The organism is Pseudescherichia sp. (assembly GCF_032052675.1).
GTDB lineage: Bacteria > Pseudomonadota > Gammaproteobacteria > Enterobacterales > Enterobacteriaceae > Pseudescherichia.
The window spans coordinates 106,103-126,950 of the sequence record NZ_DAMBWA010000003.1 but is presented as its reverse complement, the minus strand read 5'-3'; the positions used below and the strand labels follow the sequence as shown (position 1 = coordinate 126,950).

General features: G+C 49.7%; 16 protein-coding genes, 1 tRNA gene and 2 pseudogenes. 11 read left to right on the top strand and 8 right to left on the bottom strand.

The window, feature by feature from the left end; genetic code table 11:
• Positions 1 to 86: 86 nt before the first annotated feature.
• Positions 87 to 1,766: an AsmA family protein gene (locus RTX96_RS05450; RefSeq protein ID WP_312670436.1), complete on the top strand. Its 1,680-nt coding sequence runs from the start codon at positions 87 to 89 to the stop codon at positions 1,764 to 1,766.
• A gap of 33 nt (positions 1,767 to 1,799) precedes the next feature.
• On the opposite strand, the gene yicI is transcribed toward RTX96_RS05450, so the two are convergent.
• Both yicI and RTX96_RS05440 read right to left on the bottom strand, forming a co-directional pair.
• Positions 1,800 to 4,118 carry an alpha-xylosidase gene (yicI, locus tag RTX96_RS05445; protein WP_312670435.1) on the bottom strand — a complete coding sequence of 773 codons (2,319 nt, stop codon included), beginning with the start codon at positions 4,116 to 4,118 and terminating at the stop codon, positions 1,800 to 1,802.
• Positions 4,119 to 4,130: 12 nt separating this feature from the next.
• Positions 4,131 to 5,525, bottom strand: coding sequence for a glycoside-pentoside-hexuronide family transporter (locus tag RTX96_RS05440; protein WP_312670434.1), 1,395 nt, complete (start codon positions 5,523 to 5,525; stop codon positions 4,131 to 4,133).
• A 288-nt stretch (positions 5,526 to 5,813) separates the two neighbouring features.
• Between RTX96_RS05440 and RTX96_RS05435 the strand changes: the two genes are divergently transcribed.
• From RTX96_RS05435 to RTX96_RS05425, 3 genes are all read left to right on the top strand, one after another.
• Positions 5,814 to 5,908: transfer RNA gene (locus RTX96_RS05435), tRNA-Sec, on the top strand.
• A gap of 299 nt (positions 5,909 to 6,207) precedes the next feature.
• Positions 6,208 to 7,422, top strand: a complete 1,215-nt coding sequence (locus RTX96_RS05430; RefSeq protein ID WP_312670433.1) for a phage integrase central domain-containing protein — start codon at positions 6,208 to 6,210, stop codon at positions 7,420 to 7,422.
• Positions 7,423 to 7,544: 122 nt separating this feature from the next.
• Positions 7,545 to 7,850 carry a hypothetical protein gene (locus RTX96_RS05425; protein ID WP_312670432.1) on the top strand — a complete coding sequence of 102 codons (306 nt, stop codon included), beginning with the start codon at positions 7,545 to 7,547 and terminating at the stop codon, positions 7,848 to 7,850.
• Between the two features lie 865 nt (positions 7,851 to 8,715).
• Here the strand turns inward: RTX96_RS05425 and RTX96_RS05420 are convergent.
• From RTX96_RS05420 to RTX96_RS05405, 4 genes are read right to left on the bottom strand one after another with little or no spacing between them, the layout of a single operon-like run.
• A complete protein-coding gene (locus RTX96_RS05420) occupies positions 8,716 to 9,633 on the bottom strand; it encodes a hypothetical protein (protein WP_312670431.1) in 918 nt (305 codons plus the stop codon).
• A gap of 29 nt (positions 9,634 to 9,662) precedes the next feature.
• Positions 9,663 to 11,114: a hypothetical protein gene (locus tag RTX96_RS05415; RefSeq protein ID WP_312670430.1), complete on the bottom strand. Its 1,452-nt coding sequence runs from the start codon at positions 11,112 to 11,114 to the stop codon at positions 9,663 to 9,665.
• Positions 11,114 to 11,959, bottom strand: coding sequence for a hypothetical protein (locus tag RTX96_RS05410; RefSeq protein WP_312670429.1), 846 nt, complete (start codon positions 11,957 to 11,959; stop codon positions 11,114 to 11,116). Before RTX96_RS05410 ends, RTX96_RS05415 begins: the two co-directional genes overlap by 1 nt.
• Before the next feature lie 3 nt (positions 11,960 to 11,962).
• On the bottom strand, positions 11,963 to 12,871 hold the full coding sequence (locus RTX96_RS05405) for a WYL domain-containing protein (RefSeq protein WP_312670428.1): 909 nt from the start codon (positions 12,869 to 12,871) through the stop codon (positions 11,963 to 11,965).
• Positions 12,872 to 13,211: 340 nt separating this feature from the next.
• Between RTX96_RS05405 and RTX96_RS05400 the strand changes: the two are divergent.
• From RTX96_RS05400 to RTX96_RS05390, 3 genes and pseudogenes are all read left to right on the top strand, one after another.
• Positions 13,212 to 14,417 (top strand): annotated as a pseudogene (locus RTX96_RS05400) (IS3 family transposase).
• Between the two features lie 86 nt (positions 14,418 to 14,503).
• Entirely contained in the window at positions 14,504 to 16,048 is a 1,545-nt protein-coding gene (locus RTX96_RS05395; protein ID WP_312670614.1) for a methyl-accepting chemotaxis protein, read from the top strand.
• 70 nt (positions 16,049 to 16,118) lie between these two features.
• Positions 16,119 to 16,289 (top strand): annotated as a pseudogene (locus RTX96_RS05390) (integrase core domain-containing protein); the annotation flags it as partial.
• Here RTX96_RS05390 and RTX96_RS05385 read toward each other — a convergent pair.
• Both RTX96_RS05385 and RTX96_RS05380 read right to left on the bottom strand, forming a co-directional pair.
• Positions 16,253 to 16,495: an AlpA family transcriptional regulator gene (locus RTX96_RS05385; protein WP_213382622.1), complete on the bottom strand. Its 243-nt coding sequence runs from the start codon at positions 16,493 to 16,495 to the stop codon at positions 16,253 to 16,255. The pseudogene RTX96_RS05390 and the gene RTX96_RS05385 overlap by 37 nt on opposite strands.
• Positions 16,496 to 16,623: 128 nt before the next feature.
• Complete coding sequence (locus tag RTX96_RS05380; protein WP_312670427.1) at positions 16,624 to 17,256, bottom strand: inovirus Gp2 family protein; 633 nt, start codon at positions 17,254 to 17,256, stop codon at positions 16,624 to 16,626.
• 476 nt (positions 17,257 to 17,732) lie between these two features.
• Between RTX96_RS05380 and RTX96_RS05375 the strand changes: the two genes are divergently transcribed.
• The 4 genes from RTX96_RS05375 (at position 17,733) to RTX96_RS05360 (ending at position 20,801) form a co-directional block, all read left to right on the top strand.
• Entirely contained in the window at positions 17,733 to 18,641 is a 909-nt protein-coding gene (locus RTX96_RS05375; protein WP_312670426.1) for a hypothetical protein, read from the top strand.
• Positions 18,642 to 18,907: 266 nt separating this feature from the next.
• Positions 18,908 to 19,183: a hypothetical protein gene (locus RTX96_RS05370; protein WP_078309505.1), complete on the top strand. Its 276-nt coding sequence runs from the start codon at positions 18,908 to 18,910 to the stop codon at positions 19,181 to 19,183.
• A gap of 260 nt (positions 19,184 to 19,443) precedes the next feature.
• A complete protein-coding gene (locus RTX96_RS05365; protein WP_213382631.1) occupies positions 19,444 to 20,265 on the top strand; it encodes a DUF932 domain-containing protein in 822 nt (273 codons plus the stop codon).
• Positions 20,266 to 20,333: 68 nt separating this feature from the next.
• Positions 20,334 to 20,801 carry an antirestriction protein gene (locus RTX96_RS05360; protein ID WP_312670425.1) on the top strand — a complete coding sequence of 156 codons (468 nt, stop codon included), beginning with the start codon at positions 20,334 to 20,336 and terminating at the stop codon, positions 20,799 to 20,801.
• Positions 20,802 to 20,848: the final 47 nt, after the last annotated feature.

Sequence of the window (20,848 nt, the reverse complement as noted above, 5' to 3'; positions counted from 1 at the left end):
CCGTAACACTGTCTCACCATTCCTTCCTTGAGCATTGTGCACAAATCGTGCATAAACTCCTTGTATGCTCATCGGGAAGGAAGACCATGAAACTGATTGGAAAAATGCTGCTCTACATTGCGATCGCCCTGCTGCTGGCGATTGTGGCCTGCTATTTTCTGGTCCAGACGCGCTGGGGTGCAACGCAGGTTGGCAAGTGGGTCAGTAGCAATACCGACTATCACCTCGCCTTTGACGCCGCCGATCACCGCTTCTCTTCACCTTCCCATCTGCTGCTCAAGAACGTCAACTTTGGCCGCAAAGGTCAACCCGCGACGCTGGAAGCGAAGAGCGTGGACATCGGTTTTAGCAGCCGCCAGCTCACCGATCCGCTGCACGCGGACACTATTTTGCTCCAGGATGGAACGCTTAATCTCTCGCCCGCCACCGCGCCGCTGCCGCTCAAGGCCGACCGCCTGCTGCTGAGCGATATGGCGTTTAACAGCCCGGCCACCGGCTGGGATCTGAGCGCCCAGCGGGTAACCGGCGGTATCACGCCCTGGGAGCCGATAGCGGGTAACGTGATGGGCAGCAAAGCGCAGATCCAGTTCAGCGCCGGCTCGATGACGCTAAACGGCGTCCCCGTCAGCAACGTGCTGATTCAGGGCAGTATCGATAACAGCGACGTGACCCTGAGCACCATTGGCGCGGATATGGCGCGCGGATCGCTAACCGGCACAGCGCGCCGCACCGCCGACGGGGGCTGGATTGTCGACAGCCTGCGCCTGAACGACATACGCCTCCAGAGCGATAAATCCCTGACCGATTTTTTTGCCCCGCTGACTACCCTGCCCTCACTACAGATTGGCCGTCTTGAGGTGACCGATGCTCGCCTGCAGGGGCCAGACTGGGCGGTGACCGATCTCGACCTCAGCGCCCGCGCTCTGACCCTGACAAAGGGCGACTGGCAGAGCGAGGATGGCCGACTCTCGATGAACGCCAGCGAGTTCATTTTTGGCTCGCTGCACCTCTTCGATCCGATTTTTAACGCCGAATTTTCCCCGCAGGGCATCGCGCTGCGTCAGTTCACCTCCCGCTGGGAGGGTGGCATGGTGCGAACCTCGGGCAACTGGCTGCGGGATGGCAAAGCGCTGGTGTTGGACGATACGGCGCTGGCGGGTCTGGAATATACCCTGCCCGCTAACTGGAAACAGCTGTGGATGGATCAACTCCCGGGCTGGCTGAACAGCGTTACGCTGAAAAGGTTTAGCGCCAGCCGTAACCTGGTGATCGATATCGATCCTGCATTTCCGTGGCAGATCACCGCTCTGGATGGTTACGGTGCAAATTTGCAGCTGGCGCGGGATCGCCAGTGGGGGATATGGGGCGGCAGCGCCAAGCTCAACGCCGCCGCCGCAACCTTTAACCGTGTTGACGTTCGCCGCCCTTCGCTAGCGCTGGCTGCCGACCGCAGCACGGTCAACATCAGCGAGCTGAGTGCCTTTACCGGCCAGGGCCTGCTGGAAGGGACCGCTACCGTATCTCAAGGGCCGGAGCGGCAGGTCAGCGTTAACCTCAACGGGCGCGGCATTCCCCTCAGCATATTGCAGCAGTGGGGCTGGCCTGCTCTGCCCCTCTCCGGCGGCGGTAATATCCAGCTCACCGCCACCGGCAGGGTTAACGCCGAGGCACCGCTGAAGCCAACGGTGAACGGCGAGCTGAAGGTGATCGACGTGATGAAACAGCAGCTCACCCAGACGATGCGCAACGGCGAAGTCGTGCAGTAAACACATCGCCCGGTGGCGCTACGCTTGCCGGGTCTAGAGCTCGATCGCGAGCGTATTCCCTTTGGCGGTCACGACCACACCCCACTCGCTGCCAGCGGATGTGCCGCCTTGCACGTCGCCAATCGTCTGCACGTTTCGCAGGCAGAGCGTCCAATCCTGCGCCTCGCCGGAACCCACTACGCGCAGCGTATTACCCTCGCGCTTCGCCTTCAGGGTAAACATTACCGCGCCGTCGTCACCCGGCACCCCGCAGGTAGCCTCGTGACCATCCTCAAGGGCAAAGAGCTGAAAGGCGGTTCCCTCATGCCACGCATAGTCCGGCCGCTGGTCGTTGCTTCCCAGCGCCAGCAGCGTATTGTTGCGCACATAGACCGGCAGGCTCATAAAGTCATGCTGCTGTTTGTACCAGCGGCTACCCTTTAGCTCATCGTTGCGCCAGAGATGCGTCCAGCGCCCTTCCGGCAGGTAGAACTGTACATCACCCGCCTCGGAGAAGACCGGCGCAACCAGCACGGCGTCGCCAAGCATATACTGGCGGTCAAGGTAGTCGCAGGCCGGATCGTCCGGGAATTCCAGCATCATCGCCCGCAGCATTGGGGTACCCTGCTCACGAGCCAGTGCCGCCTGGCGATAGATATAGGGCATCATGCGGCACTTCAGCTGTGTAAAGTGGCGCACCACGTCGCAGGACTCGTCGTCATAGGCCCAGGGTACGCGGTAGGATTTGCTGCCGTGCAGGCGGCTGTGGCTGGAGAGCAGCCCGAACGCGCACCAGCGCTTATAGACATGCGCCGGGGCGGTATTCTCGAAGCCGCCGATATCATGGCTCCAGAAACCAAACCCGGAGAGACCAATCGACAGCCCGCCGCGCAGGCTCTCCGCCATCGACTCATAATTGGCGTAGCAGTCGCCGCCCCAGTGCACCGGGAACTGCTGCGCCCCCACCGAGGCCGAGCGGGCAAACAGCACCGCCTCGCGCTCGCCCACCGTCTCTTTCAACACGTTCCACACCAGCTCGTTGTAGATATAGGCATAGTGGTTGTGCATCTTCTGCGGATCGGCGCCGTCGAACCACTGAACGTCGGTAGGGATGCGCTCGCCAAAGTCGGTCTTGAAGCAGTCGACGCCGATCGCCACCAGCTTCTTCAGCTCGTCGGCGTACCAGCGGCAGGCTTCGGGATTGGTAAAGTCATAGATGGCCAGCCCCGGCTGCCACTTGTCCCACTGCCAGAGCGAGCCGTCCGGGCGTTTAAGCAGGTAGCCCTTCTCCTTCAGCTCCTTAAAGCGCGGCGACTTCTGGCCGATGTAGGGGTTGATCCAGACGCAGATTTTCAGCCCCTTCGCCTTCAGGCGGCGGATCATCCCCTCTGGATCCGGGAAGGTCACCGGGTCCCACTCAAAATCGCACCACTGGAATGCTTTCATCCAGAAGCAGTCGAAGTGGAAGACGTGCAGAGGCAAATTGCGCTCGGCCATGCCGTCAATAAAGCTGTTTACCGTGGCCTCATCGTAGTTGGTGGTAAACGAGGTGGTGAGCCACAGCCCAAACGACCACGCGGGCGGCAGCGCCGGGCGACCGGTGAGCTGCGTGTAGCGGTTAAGGACATCCTTCGGCGTCGGGCCGTCGATCACGAAGTATTCGAGATGCTCACCCTCAACGCTGAACTGTACCTTCGACACCTTCTCCGATCCCACCTCAAACGAGACGCACTCGGGATGGTTCACCAGCACGCCGTAGCCACGATTGGTGAGGTAGAACGGGATATTCTTGTACGCCTGCTCGGTGCTGGTGCCGCCGTCACGGTTCCAGGTCTCCACCGTCTGGCCGTTACGCACCAGAGCGGTAAAGCGCTCGCCCAGGCCGTAGACCGCTTCCCCGACGCCGAGATCCAGCCGCTCGAACAGGTAGTTTTTACTATGGTGCGCATCCTGCACGTAGCCGCTGTTCTTCAGCTGGCTGCCGGTGATCCGCACACCGTTGCGCAGAAAATCGAGCGACCACGTCTCGCCCTTGGTCACCCGTGCGGTGAGGTTGCCGGAGGTCAGGGATGCGAACGTCTCGCCATTTTGCAGCTCGACCTCGACGCCTTTTTGCACATTCAGCGGGTAGTGCGGACCGTTATCCAGTGCGCCCTGAAAGTGCTCCATCCGCACGCCGATCACACCCTCCTGTGGCGAGAAGAGGCGCAGGGTAAAAAGAGGCGTATCCAGCTGCCACGTCCGCTCGCGTATGTCACGCGGGGCGGCGTGGATCAGCAGCTCGCTGCCCTGCTGCTCGACATCAAAGAACTGCACCGGAGAGATCACGTTAAGGCCGGGTTGAATAAGCCAGTTTCCATCACTGATTTTCATGCTCTGTTCCTTTTAATGCGTTAATTCTTTGCCGATCGATTCCTGGTCAAACGCCTGCTGATTGCGGCGTGCGCCCACGGCGAGCTGCTGCATCATGGCGGTCAGGAAAGGGGTCTTCAGGGTGTAGAAGCGTTTAGCAATAATGGCGCTCAGCAGATAGCAGACCGCCGGCACGAGAGTAAAGAGGGCAATAATGATGGTGATCGTGGTGCCGTTCTGCGCTTTTGCCGCCGCATCGTAGCCGCCGCCCGCCAGCGCCCAGCCGATCACCGCCCCGCCGAGGGCCAGGCCCAGCTTCAGCACAAACAGCGTGCCAGCGAAGCTGATCCCGGTCAGGCGTTTGCCGTTACACCACTCGCCGTAGTCGACGGTGTCGGACATCATGACCCACTGGATAGGCGTCACCAGCTGGTGCAGGACGCCAATCACGAAGATAAAACCAAACATGGTGAGGCTGGCACTCATCGGCACAAAGAACATCGCCACGCTTAGCACTGCCAGCGCCGCGTTGGTCCACCAGAAGATGCTGACCTTGCACTTCCAGTCGGTGAGCGGTTTTGCCAGCGCGCTGCCGATCAGGTTGCCGACGCAGTAGGTAGTGAGGAAGGCGACGAACACTTCCGGCTGGCCGAGGATCCAGGTGACGTAGTACATCATCGCCCCGCCGCGCACGCAGACCGCGAGGATGTTCAACAGCGTCAGGAAGCCAACGATGCGCCACTGGTCGTTGTTCCAGATATCGCGCAGATCCTCACGCATCGGCGTAGTGCTCGGCGGCACCTGGATGCGCTCGCGGGTGGTAAAGAAGCAGAAGGCAAGCATCAGAAACGCCACCACCGAGAGCACCGCGATGCCGCCCTGGAAGCCCAGCGCCTTATTGTCACCGCCAATGAGATGTACCAGCGGCATCATCAGCACCGTAGAGAGCATGCCGCCCGCCGTCGCCAGCACAAAGCGCCAGGACTGGAGCGAGATGCGCTGGGTCGGGTCATTGGTGATCACGCCGCCGAGCGCGCAGTAAGGGATATTGACTACGGTGTAGAGGAGCGTCAGCAGCGTATAGGTGACGGCGGCATAGACCAGCTTGCCGCTGTGGCTGAGGTCCGGCGTGGTATAGGCCAGCACGCAGACGATGCCGAAGGGGATGGCACCGAACAAAATCCACGGGCGGAACTTGCCCCAGCGGCTGCGGGTGCGGTCGGCAATCAGGCCCATGCAGGGGTCGGAAATAGCGTCCAGCGCGCGGGCCAGCAGGAACATGGTGCCAACAAAGCCGGCAGGAATACCAAAGATATCGGTGTAGAAAAACATCATGTACAGCATGACGTTATCAAAGATGATATGGCTGGCGGCGTCGCCCATGCCGTAGCCAATCTTCTCCTTTACAGAAATAATCTGACTCTTCATTTTTCTTATCCTTCAGGTAAGGAAACGTTCTGAGACCGGTTGCAGACGTTGTAAACCATCCCCCTCAGCGCGGGTATTCCGTTTTCTGGTTATCAAATTACGATTCTTGTTTTCTGTGATCGCGGTAGGCTAAAAAGGCGGATTCGATTGTAACTTACGGAAACTATAGGGTTTTAACCAAAACGGCGGGTGGCAACGAAACGGGACAGTGAAAAAAGCGCTAATAGATGTGTGTAAAAGCGGGAAAGTAGCTATAATGCGCCCGCCTCCATGTAGCAATGCAGGCGCGGAAGATCGTCGTCTCCGGTGAGGCGGCTGGACTTCAAATCCAGTTGGGACCGCCAGCGGCCCCGGGCAGGTTCGACTCCTGTGATCTTCCGCCAATTTGCCTCTACTAAACTCTCCTGAAGTCAACAAATCCCCTTCTAATCCCTTATATATCGAGCTTTCCTTGTATTCTGACGTCAACCGACTTCAACCTGCATCGAGTTGTTTTTGGGGGTGCTTTAGGGGGTGTTATTTTCCCTTAAAATATCAACACCCCCACAATGGTAAAAATGTGATGTATAACAATGGCTTTTAACAACATCTTTGTTATACAAGGGGTGCATTGGGGGTCTCGGGTTACTTACTGGCAGAAATCCCCTCAGGAGCATGGATTCATCAAAAGCCGGAGGATGTCATGGCGCTAACCGATGTTAAAGTGAAAACCGCCAAGCCAAAAGAAAAGCCCTATAAGCTGGCTGATGGCGGTGGTATGTATCTGCTGATTAACGCTAATGGCTCTAAATACTGGCGTATGAAGTACCGCTTTGCTGGTAAAGAAAAGATGCTTTCTATTGGCGTATACCCCGATGTAACGCTTGCCGACGCACGAGAGAAACGTAATGAAGCCAGAAAAACTCTCGCTGCTGGAAGTGATCCTGGCGAAGTAAAGAAAGAAGAAAAAATGGCACAGCAAATGAGTCTGAAAAATACTTTCGAGGCCGTTGCTCGTGAATGGCATCAGCATAAAGCTGATCGCTGGTCATTACGCTATCGTGATGAAATCATCGATACTTTCGAGAAAGATATCTTCCCCTATATTGGCAAGCGCCCTATTGCTGAAATCAAGCCAATGGAGCTACTGGAAGCACTACGTAAAATGGAGAAACGTGGCGCTCTGGAGAAGATGAGGAAGGTTCGCCAACGTTGCGGTGAAGTGTTTCGCTATGCGATTGTCACTGGCAGAGCGGACTATAACCCCGCTCCTGATCTCGCGAGTGCTTTAGCTACTCCCAAAAAGGTACATTTCCCCTTCCTTACTGCCAATGAACTTCCTCACTTTCTCAATGATTTAGCGGGTTATACAGGTAGCATCATCACCAAAACAGCAACTCAGATTATTATGTTAACGGGTGTACGCACGCAGGAACTTCGCTTTGCCCGTTGGGAAGATATCGATTTTGAGAAGAATTTGTGGGAGATCCCGGCTGAGGTGATGAAGATGAAGCGACCTCACATTGTGCCGCTATCGGAACAAGTTGTTGCATTGTTTAAGCAGCTTGAACCGATCTCCAGACATCACCCACTAGTGTTTATTGGCAGGAACGATCCACGCAAGCCCATCAGCAAGGAAAGTGTTAATCAGGTTATTGAGTTACTGGGATATAAAGGCAGACTGACGGGACACGGCTTTCGCCACACGATGAGCACCATTCTGCACGAGCAAGGCTTTAACTCAGCATGGATTGAAACCCAGCTTGCACATGTCGATAAGAACGCGATTCGCGGCACATATAATCATGCTCAATATCTGGATGGACGTAGGGAAATGATGCGGTGGTATGCGGATTATATTGATTCACTTGCCAGCAATGGCAACGTATTGCAGGGAAATTTTGATAAGTCAGCATAAAGCATAATTTTAGATATCTAAACGGCTAATCTGCCTGTATCGACAACACACATTCAAACCAACTATAGCCCTTCCGGGAAACCGGAAGGGCTTTTTTGTTCATTTGTTCTAAGGAAATAAAAATGATTTGCCAATATTGTGGTTCAACAAACACGCAGAAAAGAAATACTGGTAGAAAAATAGGCGGAGGTATCGGCGCGATCGCTGGTGGCGTTGCGGGTATGTCAGGAGGTGCAGAGGGTGCGGCACTCGGCGCAACGATGGGCTCAATAATTCCCGGTGTCGGGACGATTACTGGTGGTGTGATCGGGTTTCTGGTGGGCATGGGAAGTGGAGTTGCAATCGGTGCGACGGCAGGCGGAAGTCTGGATGGTGAGGTGTTTGATGAATATATTTGCCATACTTGTATGTTAACATTTGATGATTAAAGGCCAACGTTTTAGCCTTTAACTCAACGAAAGGACGTAGCACAGGCTACGTCCGTTTACACCTTAGTAGCTGGAAAACACGCCACTATCTACCATTTCATCCGTAGGCAGTTTACCGTCTGGGTCATAGTCGATATCCCACGTTGTGGGGCTGATGCAGGGGACATGTAAAATTGCCTTATCGCCTTTAAATACCGTTAAGTCATTACGATTCCACCCTTGCCCGACTCCAGAAAAAACCACGTATGAGTAGTTACCATTGATAAAACGGTAATAATACCCATAACTTTTCGAAAAGGGAGGCGCACCATATTTGACTTTACTTTTATCGCCCGGCATGGAAGGGATAACCAAATCAGGAGCTTTCCCTGGAGTACCATAAATGTACTGTGGTACATCGTTATTCAGTACAATATTTAGCTGTTTTTGATTTACAAGATTACATGAAAAAATGACGTTATTAGCTAATGTTATGTCAGCGAAGAAAATACAAACTAAAAAATAAAGATGTTTCTCATTCCGGTATCACATATTCCTACACATAAACAGTAACACTGAACGTTACTCAAATGTCCGTGTTACTGTCATTTATAAATTGACTTATGCCACAATATTTATCTAATACGCTCGATTAGATATTTTTTCCCACACTCCGGACAAACACATTCACTTATCTTTGGCTGTAATGATTTTGCATTCGCAAATTTCGTATTTCCATGAAATTTCATGCCTCCGTACCTTTGCTTACTTACGATATTAACCGCTTGATCAAATGTGTATTTTTTCTCACAATGTAAACATCTGAATTCTTTCTTAGATAGAAAAATATTAAACCTCAAGTTATTTGACCTATCACCAAAAATGCTTAATGGAAAAGCCTGGAAAGATCTTCACCATATTTCTCTTTAAATTCATATGCATCATCAATAGATATGCCAAGTCGTGACATTATTTTATTTTGCGGCATGTCATTTATTTTTCTAAAATAGAAGCAAGCTCGTTCTAAAAGTTGTTTTCCAGCAGAGTTGATAATAATACCTGATTCATTTCCATTAACAGTAAGAACTCCACTTTTTCGGTCAAAAGACAATCTCTTGACATCACACCAATAGGTCCTGGAATAATTAGGGGCCCCGTTAGTAATATAAATAGAACTATTGTCAATACAAAGCGCGTTCTTTTTAAGGCCTATCAAAGAACAATTAAAATAAAAATTAATGTTACTTGAAATATAACCCAAAACACGGAGAGCCTCATCAGACTCATTCACCCAAGTTGAAAATTTCTTTTGAGCCTTAGATAACTCACTAAATTTCTCGAACTCACCCCTAAATTCCCAGGCAGTCAATTCATTTACATAATCGGCATCAAATATATCTTCATAATTGTCATGATTGAATGGAAAAAAAATAACCCTAGGATTTATATAGCGTTTCAAGCAATACAAATGAAGAATTGCACTCAATCTTTCAGTACAATATCCCTCGCCTTTGTGAGAATAACTATTGATCCTTTCCTCAAATCCTTCTACATATCTGGAAATATCATCTATATAAGCATCTAACTCTTTATCATAACCTGTTTTTTTACTGTGAAGATCTGCTATAAATTCACCAGCATATGTTTTTGTTATTTGTAAAGACTGTTTTTCATTTTTACCATCATCAGAGCGAAAACCATCATTCATTTTTATGCTTTTTTTAGCATCGCCAAAAACACACCAAAGAATAAAATTAATAAATCTTATGGAAATCTTAATAAAAAACAAAATCAATTTAAACATATTCACAAAACCCTATTAAAGAGAGTAGTCTATTGGTTCATAAAAAAATCAAGTTCAGCATGATTTTTTATTATATCAGGCTCAGGTATGCCATAGGCCTGAGCTAGTGTAATGCTCGCTTCGAGTAATTGACGGTTATTTTCAATATTGAAAGCTGCTGCTGTCAGATCCCCTAATGCCTTGAATTCCGATAATATTCTCCTGAGCACCTGCTGTTCAATGTCATTCAGCCGAAGGGTAAAATGGTTCATTCTGGCTTGCAAAGCCTGGCGGGCTTTACTATCCAGATTTTTGGCAACTGTGACCATGAACTTCCCAGAGATAGAGCCAATTACAGCCCCTAGCACAGGAACAGGTATTAACGCCTGGCCTGCGATGGTCATTGCACCAACAATGGCGGACTCGGCACAAACAATGAGCCCGAGATCGGCAAACTCATCAAGATCTATTTCACCCTGCTGATAAGATAAGGCAAGGCTTCCAACCCCTTTGGCTGCGGTGACCAGTGCGCTGGCGAATGGTGCTCCCATCGAGGCATAGTTGGTTAGGGTATAAATCGCTCCAGCGGATACACCTCCAATGGCTGCACCTTTTAGTGTATCCAGCCCCACGTCCTGCCAGTCTTGTGCATCGAACTCACCACAAAAAATATTTTTACCGTCACGATACTTGCGGTATATCCCCGTTCCGAGAGCAAAAGCCCCCCCGAAAGCAACCCCCATCCCTGTCGCCCGCATGGCTTCGTTCAGCGAAGGCTGGTGATCCTCAATAATTTCAGCTTTTTTAGTCTCGTTCTGCTTACCTAATTCCTGATCATGCTTATCAAGTGTTTCGTCAATTTTTCCCCATTGAACGTCTTTGTAATCGGAGACTCCCGGGCGTACGACATCGGCGAATGGTCGCCCCGTCGAGCTTTCAATATCGGCAACTTTATCCTTGATTGCCTGCAATGTTTTTTCGCTCAACCCCTCTACCGGCTTCCCATCAATGACGTCCTGGATAGTCTGCCAGGTATCTTTCGGGATATGGTAAAACTGCTCACCCTTTGTGAAGTCGGGATAGGTTTCCATGTGCTTCAGAACATGAGTTAGATTGTTATTAATGCCATTTATAAATTTTGACTGTACTTCAATACCATCAATCTTGTAGTCCGCAGGGGCGGTGCGACCCACCCCATTAAATGTTGCACCTAAAGCCGACTCATCAACCAATCCTTCATCGATCGCCTGGCGTGCATTACGCACGCCCACCTCAAGTTGTTCAGCAATCTCGCCGTGCTTGGTACTCATCGAACCCAGAATGTTATTCGGTGACGCAATAAAATCACGCACCTTCTGCATCTGTTCGCCCGCAAAAGTAAAGGCGCTATCCTGCTGCGCCAACTTAAACAATTCATCCTTGATGCGGGCCTGATTGAGGGCATCAACCGCACTGCCAATAACTTGATCGCCTACCGCATCATGACTATTCATACTGTTCATTACTGAATTTTCTTATTGATCAGTTTTGATAACGCATTGATATGGTTAATCAACGCCCCTAGCTGATCTTTCTGATGCGCATTAAACTGGCTATAGTCTCGCGGCGCGGTCTTTTCAAGCGCATCGACGATGCTCTCAGTGCCATGATAATGCTCCGACGTTAACACTTTCAGTTCCTGCGCTCCGCGTTCCATTACCCTCAATTCGCTGGTTTTGGCGCGAACCTGGCGATCTTCGCGCTGAGCTTCGTCAATAATTTTTCCATTCTTACGACGAGCCAGTAAGGTTCCGCCCGCAATACCTACGGCACCAATTCCCCAACCGACTGGACCCGCTAACGCCAGCAATGCGCCTCCAGCGGACATGCCTCCGCCGCCAGCGGCCAGTGCACCACCACCAAGCCATGCCAGTGCAGCATTCGTTGCCGCAGCGCCACTTAAAGTTGCAATGGCGGTACCCGTTGAGGCGGTACCAAAAGTCGTTGCAATGGCTAAGGCTGCCGTAGGGGCAAATGCTGCGACACCGGCTCCGACGGCCACTCCCGCAGCAGCCGTCCCTTTTCCAACGTGTGAGGTTCGGTATTCTTCTTCCAGTTTTTCGACAACGTTATCGAATTCAGTAATTTCCGCTTTCAGTTCGCTCCAGGATTTATCAAATTCCTTGGGTTTATTCGCCAATCGATTGACGAAGCTTTCACCCCGAGTAATTAGGGTTTTACTGCATTTTTGGCGTAGCAAAAAGAGAGCTGTGATCTCCTCCTGAGTATCCTTTGCCTGTGCTTCATATTGGTTTTTTGCCCTGGTAAGACTAGCTAATGCTTCTTTTCTTTCTGAGCCACGTAACATTTTTCACTCCTGTTGCATATCGTCAAAAATAGTCATGCTGCATTTTGTTTCCATTTCAGCCATCTGTTGCTTGAGCTGCTGCTGAAAACGCTGTTGCAGGCTAATCGGGGAAGTAATAATGAGATTGGGTAACCAGTATCGTAATAGAGGGAAAAGCTGGTTTTCGTGCGCCATTTCAGTTTGAACAATCAAATCACCGTTTGATTCTTGTTGTATTAATTTCTGCGCAGGTAATAAGTTGCGGCGCTGAAAGTAGTAGCTAACCTCGGCTGCGATTTTGACGTGTACCTTCTGCTTATTCAGAGAAAACCAGACATCATCTTCTTCAGCAAAGTACTGGATTATGTGCTGCTCTGGCGTGAAATGTACGGAAGTAAGATGCAGCCAGCGAATTTTACTGAGCTGATAACCCTTCACATTTCCTCTATCCACAGCGCCGAGATACCAGACACCTTTTATGTTAATTAGCTTATAAGGGGCAACGGTACGGAGTTTGTCTTTATAATGAAATTCGCAAATTTTGTGTTCGCAAATCGCTTTATCAAACAGACTAAAGTTATTCTCAAGTACTCGTTGAGCCTCAGGATCACTCGGTAGAGAACGGATACTTAACGACGTTAAATCAGCCTTGGAGACGAGTTTTTTGGCGGGAAATAACGCTTCCATCCCTAAAATACGGACGAGATTTTGCAGTTCTTTTAGCGATTGAGGTTTGGCATATGCAGGTGCCAGCCTGTAAACACCATCGCCATTATGGATAATACGATCGCCTAGGCGGTTAAGATCCCGATACAAGGTGCGTTCGCTGATTTTGAATTCGTCCATCAGCTTTTGGCGAGACACAAAACCGTACTGATAAAGGTCTGAGATAATAACAGTTATTCTCTGTACCATGACTTCATGCCCGCTCATGCGTTTTCCCTTGATAACTTTTCCCTGATGGTAATCTTACTTACTGACAGGTTATGTCAGTAAGCAACAGGAAAATGGAGAGCTTCCTCTATCTTTATCGGCACAAAAACAGTTTGCTTTAAAAATTTCATGCTTCAATGTTGCACCCGATACAACCCGGTAAACATGAGACTAATTGCTCTCTACGGACAATCCATCATAATTGACAAATTGTCCTTTAAAATTAATGACCTGATTGGAAGATGTACAGTCCACATCGGAGAGCGACTCATCGCTGATCCTACCCGCTAATAGTGGACACGGGACTACGTGAGTAAACTCTCAACCAGAGGTAGCTCACATGACTAAATCAGTAACCGTCAGTAAAAAAGCCGCGTAAACAGCACACTCCCGAGTTCCGCCAGCAAGCCCTTAAACTTGCTGAACGCATTGGCGTCGCTGCTGCTGCCCGCGAACTCAACCTGTATGAATCGCAACTCTATGGCTGGCGGAAAAAACAAGAGCAACAACTGACATCATCTGAACGCGAAAGCGAACTGGCTGCCGAAAATGCCCGGCTTAAACGCCAGCTTGCGGAGCAGGCAGAGGCGCTGGCTATTCTCCAGAAGGCCGCGACATACTTCGCGAAGCGCCTGAAATGAAGTCTGTCTTTATCGAAAAGCATCAGGCTGAGTTCAGCATTAAAGCCATGTGTCGGGTGTTGCGCGTGGCCCGCAGTGGCTGGTACGCCTGGTGCCCCCGGCGTCATCAGATAAACACGCGACAGCAGTTCCGTCTGGCCTGTGATGCCGCGGTTCTCAGGGCATTCACTGAGGCAAAAAAACGGTATGGTGCGCCACGACTTGCGGATGAGCTCCCGGCCTACAACATCAAAACGATAGCAGCCAACCTGCGTCGTCAGGGGCTTCGGGCAAAGGCAGCCCGCAAGTTCAGCCCGGTCAGCTATCGGGAGCACGGGCTGCCGGTGTCGGAGAACCTACTGAAGCAGGACTTTTATGCCAGCAGTCCGAACCAGAAGTGGTCGGGTGACATCACCTACTTACGTACAGATGAAGGCTGGCTTTACCTGGCGGTTGTCATTGACCTGTGGTCGCGAGCGGTAATCGGCTGGTCAATGGCACCGCGAATGACGGCGCAACTGACCTGCGATGCGTTGCAGATGGCACTGTGGCGGCGCAAGCATCCTGAAAATGTCATTGTTCATACTGATCGCGGTGGTCAGTACTGCTCAGCGGATTATCAGGCACTGCTGAAACGGCACAATCTGTGCGGAAGCATGAGCGTCAGAGGATGTTGTCACGACAATGCCTGCGCGGAAAGCTTCTTCCACTCGCTGAAGGTGGAATGTATCCACGGCGAACGCTTTATCAGCCGGGAAATGATGAGAACAACGGTATTTAATTATATCGAGTGCGATTACAATCGCTGGCGTCGCCATAGTGCCTGTGACGGTCTCAGTCCGGAACAATTTGAAAACCAGTACCTCGCTTGGGGCCGTGTCCACATTACGTGGGTAGGATCAGTTCAACCTGGTCAGAACGGATAAATTTTTTAGTTATTAACTCTAAATATATCTTTCCGCTGGCCGATACCCACCAGATAAAACCCACACTATTTGAAATGATTTATTTGATGAAGGTATCAATCCGCCTGGCCATCGGCTTTAGCCTCAGTATACTGCTGCTGATAATCTGCATAATCACTGCCATAAGGACGTTTTCCTCCCGGGAAGAGAAGATAAACCATATGGCTAATGTCCAGCTAAAAAAATATAAGTCCATTGTGGACATGCGCAGAGCGTTACGTGAGCTCAGTATCGCCACCAGAAACGTCATTATTTACACCGATAGTGATGATATTAACGAGGCGGAAAATCGCATTCAGCAGAATAAAACAATCTTTTTTGATAACATCAAAATCCTTGGCGCGATGATGAAAAAAAATGCAACGCCTGAAGGTGTTGCAGCTATGGGAAAGATACTCAGTCTAGAAAAACCGATGATGGATGCCTTTGATAACGCCAATCAGCTCGGTCGCATTAATCAAACCCAGCAAGCGGCGGATGTGCTGAAAAACACGGTAGCGCCCGTTCAGCAGCAGATAATGGATGCCCTGAATGATATGACACAAGTGCAGATGCATAATGTCGACCAGGCCGTGAAAGATACCAGCTCGACCATTTCCGGCGCCAAAATGCTGTTGCTTAGTCTGGCTGCATTTTCCGTTGTGGCTTCTGCCGTGGCCGGTTACGTTATCACCCGCACTTTAATGCGCCAGCTCGGCGACGAACCGGAATCTGCTCAGTTGCTGGCCGCCACCATTGCCGGAGGAGACCTGACCTCTGCCGTAGCTCTGCGCCGCAATGACACAACCAGTTTACTGGCCTCCCTGAGTACCATGCAGGATAACCTGCGTGAGCTGGTATCGCAGATAAAAGATTCTGCCGAATCCGTGGCACTGGCCTCCGATGAGATTGCCCAGGGCAACACGGAGCTGTCCTCCCGTACGGAACAGCAGGCTGCAGCCCTGCAGGAAACTGCTGCCAGCATGGAGCAGCTGACAGCCACCGTAAAAAGTAACACCAGCAGTGCACAGCAGACGGTATCTTCCGCACGCGAAGCCGTCTCGTTGGCGAAAACCGGTGAAACCGATGTAAAAAATATGACCGAGACGATGAGAGATATTTCTCTCAGCGCGATGCAGGTCCGCGATATCACCGGCATCATCGAAGGCATTGCCTTCCAGACCAATATCCTGGCGCGTAATGCCGCCGTTGAGGCCGCCCGGGCCGGTGAGGAAGGACGTGGCTTTGCCGTGGTGGCCGGTGAGGTCAGAACACTGGCCCAGCGCAGCGCCTCGGCGGCAAAAGAAATCAAGGAGCTGATCGAGAAGTCCGTGGAGCTGATTGAAGGCGGCGTGGCGGTGGCGAACCGCACCGGTCAGAGCATCATGAAGGTGGTCGGCATGGTCGGCGCGCTGGAGCAGGCGATGGAAGAAATTTCAATGGCCTCAACCGAGCAGATGCAGGGGATCTCGCAGGTGACCATTGCAGTGAATGAAATGGACGGCGTCACCCAGAGCAACGCCGCGCTGGTTGAGGAGTCCTCCACGGCCTCGCTGTCACTGTCAGAGCAGGCGAACTCCCTGCGCGGCATAGTGAGTTCGTTTGCTGTCTGACCACACCGTGGGTATGGGCACTGCTGCGCAGACAATCAGAAACTGACGACATGGCGGTGCTCAATGCCAAACGCGTATACGTAGCCCGGAAAGCAACGGGATGGCGGAGAGCTTCGTGAAAACGATGAAGCGCGATTACATCAGCATCATGCCAAAGCCCGACGGGTTAACAGCGGTAAAGAACCTTGCGGAGGACTTCGAACATTATAACGAATGGCATCCGCATAGTGCACTGGGGTAGCCGCGTGATTGTGTTATTTGCTGTTGCAGCCATTGCTCCACTTCACTTTTAAACCAGCGCGAACTTCTCCCCAATTTGAGTGGCTTAGGAAACAACCCATCCTGAATCAGCTTGTAAAACCATTTATCAGTCAAGCCTGTAAAAGTAGTAATGAATTTCATGTCGACCAGTTGGTCACTAAGCAGGGATGCATTTTCAGATATCATGATGAGTTCTCTCCGGGGTATTAAGGGAGAGCAATACGCAGAAAGTCATTATGCTTGCTGATACTGCTCATCATTAAATCAGCCTTCGTAATAAATCATTTTTAGTTATCCCCTCTTCCTCTGGGCCACTACCGCTGGCTATATCCAATTGAACGGACCTGCCTACTGTAGTCTTTCGAATAGTCTTTAGCGTAATACTCAAGCCTCACCGTCATATCCCGCCATACGTTGTCATAGTCTGTTGAATTATAGTTCAGGTAATACAGTGGATGCTCTGGAAAATGCACCAGTGTTTCGTATTCCCCCATATCTGCAACATTATCCACAGATAACCCCAACCCGCTGACCCACGCTTCTTCGATATAACTCCCCAGATTATTTCTTTCTGAATGAAATAAACCTAATGAACAAAAGGTATCTTTGTTAACCAATAACCCAACATGATAATGCTCATGCTGACTTTCAGGACCTGTTTCTCTTACCCAGAAATATCGCAAACTGGTTTGATGACAACGCTTTCCTGCTTTTTTGATTCTGTTGGCATGGGCTTGTAGTTTGGCTTTCAGGGAATCAATAAACCGGGACAGTAATTTTTCTCGTTGATTATATACGGATGGACAGGGCATATCATCGAATCTGGAATACGGCATTCGCAGGATCACCAGTATCAACATAGTTCTGGGATGTTCTGCTATAGCATTATCGATAACACGATGCATGGTTGTCAGATAATTTTTGTTCATGGAGTTACGTGTATACATATTACCCTCTGGTTCCTGATGTTTACTGAACTTCATAAACTGGCAGAGGGTCGTATTAATTTAATGTTTATTGATGGATTACTGAATGGGGTAGATTAAATGGATTGGATGAATGGGGGGAAGGAAGGTTAGTAATATTACCAATCAGACAATGACTGTTATAGATGAACACTCAGAGTAATTGAATTGCGGAGTATTGACAGGTGACTGATTTACTCTGAAGTTGATATTTTCCTGTCAGGCAGAACCGGTAGCTTTTATGGCTATCGGGTGGGAGACTGAAAGATTACGATTGAGAGGCACAAGAGACTCACAGTGAAGTAAGCCTGATTGATGCCAAAGGCAGTGCAGCTCAGTTTTGTTCCTTCAGAAGGAAGGTAACATGATTGTGATAAACTCCACAAAAAAAACACCAGAAATGATGTAAAAAGTATCATGGATGACACATAAAATTACGTTGTAATTTAGGTATGAATATGAATGATGATATACACCAGATTACTGTAACAAGCTGGCATGAGTTACTTTATTTTTTTGGTTATATAAAAAGGAATGATATAAGAATTAGTGGGATCCCTAAAGCTTCAGATGATTTTCACACGTGGTCTAAAAAAATAAATGTGGCGATTCATTGCCACTATGAAAAAAACGATACTCGTATAAATAGGTTCATTGAAAAAATGCTTTGGTCTTTTAACAAAGATAAATCGCAAATAGATGAAATAGAATTTATTTGTGATAATGAAAAAATCTGTATGTTTGCATGGTTATACATCCGACAATGTAGTGCTCGTGAAAAACAGGTTATAAACGGAGTTCAAAAAATACCGTTATACCAAGACATGCATTTACCTTCACAATCTCAAAATCATGACGAGAGATGCTATGACATTTCTGACTATTTCAGTTATGGATATTTATCAGGAAAAGAAAAGGACAAAGTCATAAATTCAATTCATGATACGTCCCTTAGAATTATTAATGATATAAAACCATTATCCTGGCTGGATGATAAAAATGATGAGCAATGTGAATGGGCTTGCGATTACACCATGAAAAGATACACGCCAGAGAACATTGATATTGATAAACCCTGGAATACACAAGAGCGATATTTATTTGTTCATGGATTATTTTCCCTGATGGTTGCGAGAGAAAGCGAAGCTAAATGGAAGTTATTTCTCGCCGACATAAATCGTGCGTGGAGTCAAAAAAAACACCGTGCCAGTAAAAAAGAACAATTGCCATTAAATACATACCTTGACAAAAAAACAAAAGAAAAATTGAAGGTTTTATGTATCAACAATGGAGTAAGCATTCAAACCATGCTTTCACATTTAATAACAACCGAATACAATAAAAGAAAGGAAGGTAAATTAACTTAAATTATATATTACTTAATTGAAGATGAAAAAGAATGTGTCGAATCATATTCTTTTTTTTCAAAATTCAATGAGGGTAATAACCCTACCAATTAAGTGATTAAAATTCTCACCAAGTGACATAACCTGTCATTCAAAAGGTTTACCCTTCTCTCATCAATAGATCGTCACACACGGTTCAGTACCAGGGGTGACACGACTACTATTGTTACGCGATATATCAATTTTATTAATTTATCAGCGACACTGTAAATAAGGAGTTGTAAAAAATGCAACGCCAAAAATTCAATCTGAGAACCCTGCCAGGGTTATTATTTGTTGCTGGTTCATTATTCCTGCCGTTAACCAGTCAGGCTAATGTCAGTGACTTTACCCTTTTCACGCTGGTTAGTCAGAGAAACGACGCGACTCAACAGGGGCAAAAAATCTGCACCTACGAAAGTATTCTCAATCATACACGTGTGGAATTAACGATCCCTTATATCTGCTGGACCCAGGCATTCCAGAATCGCAGGGACGGTCAGTTTTACAGGGATACCTACTGATCGGTTGGTTTATCACTGAATACCAACGTCCTACTCAACATCGTACCTGATTTTTCACAGCCCAGTCGCTACGGTGGCTGGGTTTCTTACTTTCTGTTTGCCCTCTGAGGAACCTGTAATGACCGAACCCGTATTCTTAGCTGGAATGCCAGATAAAGCCTGACCACAGTAAGTATTACCTGCCCGCACCCACACCATCAGGCCCTGCTCCGCAAAGAGCATGGCCTTTTTTATACCCTGTTCCCAAGACCAAGGAATAAATCATGCAATTAGCCAGCCGCTTTGGGCGGATCAATCAGATACGCCGTGACCGTCCATTGACCCATGAAGAACTGATGCAGGTGGTCCCCAGCGTGTTCAGTGAAGACCGCCACGAATCCCGTAGCGAAAAATACGCTTACATCCCCACCATCACACTGCTGGAAAACCTGCAACGCGAAGGGTTTCAGCCCTTCTTTGCCTGCCAGTCCAGAGTCAGGGACCCCGGTAAACGTGAACACACCAAACATCTGCTGCGCCTGCGCCGTGCCGGGCAAATCACGGGTGTGCAAGTGCCGGAGATTATTTTGCTCAACAGTCACGATGGTTCCAGTTCGTACCAGATGCTTCCGGGGTACTTCAGAAGCGTCTGTACCAATTCGCTTGTCTGCGGTCAGTCATTTGGTGAAATACGCGTACCTCATAGGGGAGATGTGATTGAGAAGGTTATCGAAGGTGCTTACGAGGTGCTCGGCGTGTTTGACCGCGTGGAGGAAAAGCGCGAGGCCATGCAGTCGTTGCAACTCCCACCTCCGGCACAGCAGGTTTTTGCCAGAGCCGCGCTGACCTACCGTTTTGGTGAAACGCACCAGCCGGTGACTGAAGCACAAATTCTGGCTCCCCGCCGCTGGCAGGATGAATCCGCCGACCTGTGGACGGTCTATAACCGCATCCAGGAATCACTGATAAAAGGCGGTCTGGCCGGACGCTCTGCCCAGGGGAAACGCAGCCACACCCGCGCCGTGAAAGGCATTGACGGCGACCTGAAACTCAACAGAGCGTTATGGGTGATGGCCGAAGAACTTCAGCAGGCACTGAGCTGATGCCAGACAACGCCGCATTCCTTTCCCCCGCATCTATCCGACCCATTCATTTACAGCAAGACTTCATCATGCAATACACAACCACACCCGAAGCAGCGACTGCATCGGTACAGCCGCCGCAACCTTACCATGCCTTTATTACTGCCAGCCTTGTCCCGGATGAGGAGCGTATCGCTTTCTGGGGACGCCGCTTTGGTCGCGTCCGTCAGTGGGTATTCCTGGAGCCACAAGTGTTTGCCTGGCTTGACCTCTGGAGTACCAACTATCAGGGCGGTATCTGGGATTTCCATACGCTGTCGAATGGCGGCGCATTTCTGACACCACCGGAACTGGAGAGCTACTTGCTATTTAACCAGCATAACGGCAATGAGGCTGAACTCAGCACGGAGGCTACCGGCATTGCTGTCTGTCTGATGACCTGGAGCCACCACGCCTGTCGTACCGACAGTCAGGTGATGACGGAACACTACTACCACTTGCGCGACTATGCACTGGCTCATCCTGAATGCCGTGGCATTATGCGGCTGATTGACTGAGGTTAACCCCTATGAATACAGTATTATCTCTGGCTCCCGTCCAGCGC

Bases quoted from the DNA above. Each gene is read 5' to 3' on its own strand.
- RTX96_RS05360 (WP_312670425.1), top strand. From the start codon at position 20,334: ATGCAATACACAACCACACCCGAAGCAGCGACTGCATCGGTACAGCCG.
- RTX96_RS05375 (WP_312670426.1), top strand. From the start codon at position 17,733: ATGAATGATGATATACACCAGATTACTGTAACAAGCTGGCATGAGTTA.
- RTX96_RS05420 (WP_312670431.1), bottom strand. From the start codon at position 9,633: ATGTTTAAATTGATTTTGTTTTTTATTAAGATTTCCATAAGATTTATT.
- RTX96_RS05385 (WP_213382622.1), bottom strand. From the start codon at position 16,495: ATGATATCTGAAAATGCATCCCTGCTTAGTGACCAACTGGTCGACATG.
- RTX96_RS05410 (WP_312670429.1), bottom strand. From the start codon at position 11,959: ATGTTACGTGGCTCAGAAAGAAAAGAAGCATTAGCTAGTCTTACCAGG.
- yicI (WP_312670435.1), bottom strand. From the start codon at position 4,118: ATGAAAATCAGTGATGGAAACTGGCTTATTCAACCCGGCCTTAACGTG.
- RTX96_RS05450 (WP_312670436.1), top strand. From the start codon at position 87: ATGAAACTGATTGGAAAAATGCTGCTCTACATTGCGATCGCCCTGCTG.
- RTX96_RS05395 (WP_312670614.1), top strand. From the start codon at position 14,504: ATGAAGGTATCAATCCGCCTGGCCATCGGCTTTAGCCTCAGTATACTG.
- RTX96_RS05380 (WP_312670427.1), bottom strand. From the start codon at position 17,256: ATGTATACACGTAACTCCATGAACAAAAATTATCTGACAACCATGCAT.
- RTX96_RS05440 (WP_312670434.1), bottom strand. From the start codon at position 5,525: ATGAAGAGTCAGATTATTTCTGTAAAGGAGAAGATTGGCTACGGCATG.
- RTX96_RS05405 (WP_312670428.1), bottom strand. From the start codon at position 12,871: ATGAGCGGGCATGAAGTCATGGTACAGAGAATAACTGTTATTATCTCA.
- RTX96_RS05370 (WP_078309505.1), top strand. From the start codon at position 18,908: ATGCAACGCCAAAAATTCAATCTGAGAACCCTGCCAGGGTTATTATTT.
- RTX96_RS05430 (WP_312670433.1), top strand. From the start codon at position 6,208: ATGGCGCTAACCGATGTTAAAGTGAAAACCGCCAAGCCAAAAGAAAAG.
- RTX96_RS05425 (WP_312670432.1), top strand. From the start codon at position 7,545: ATGATTTGCCAATATTGTGGTTCAACAAACACGCAGAAAAGAAATACT.
- RTX96_RS05415 (WP_312670430.1), bottom strand. From the start codon at position 11,114: ATGAACAGTATGAATAGTCATGATGCGGTAGGCGATCAAGTTATTGGC.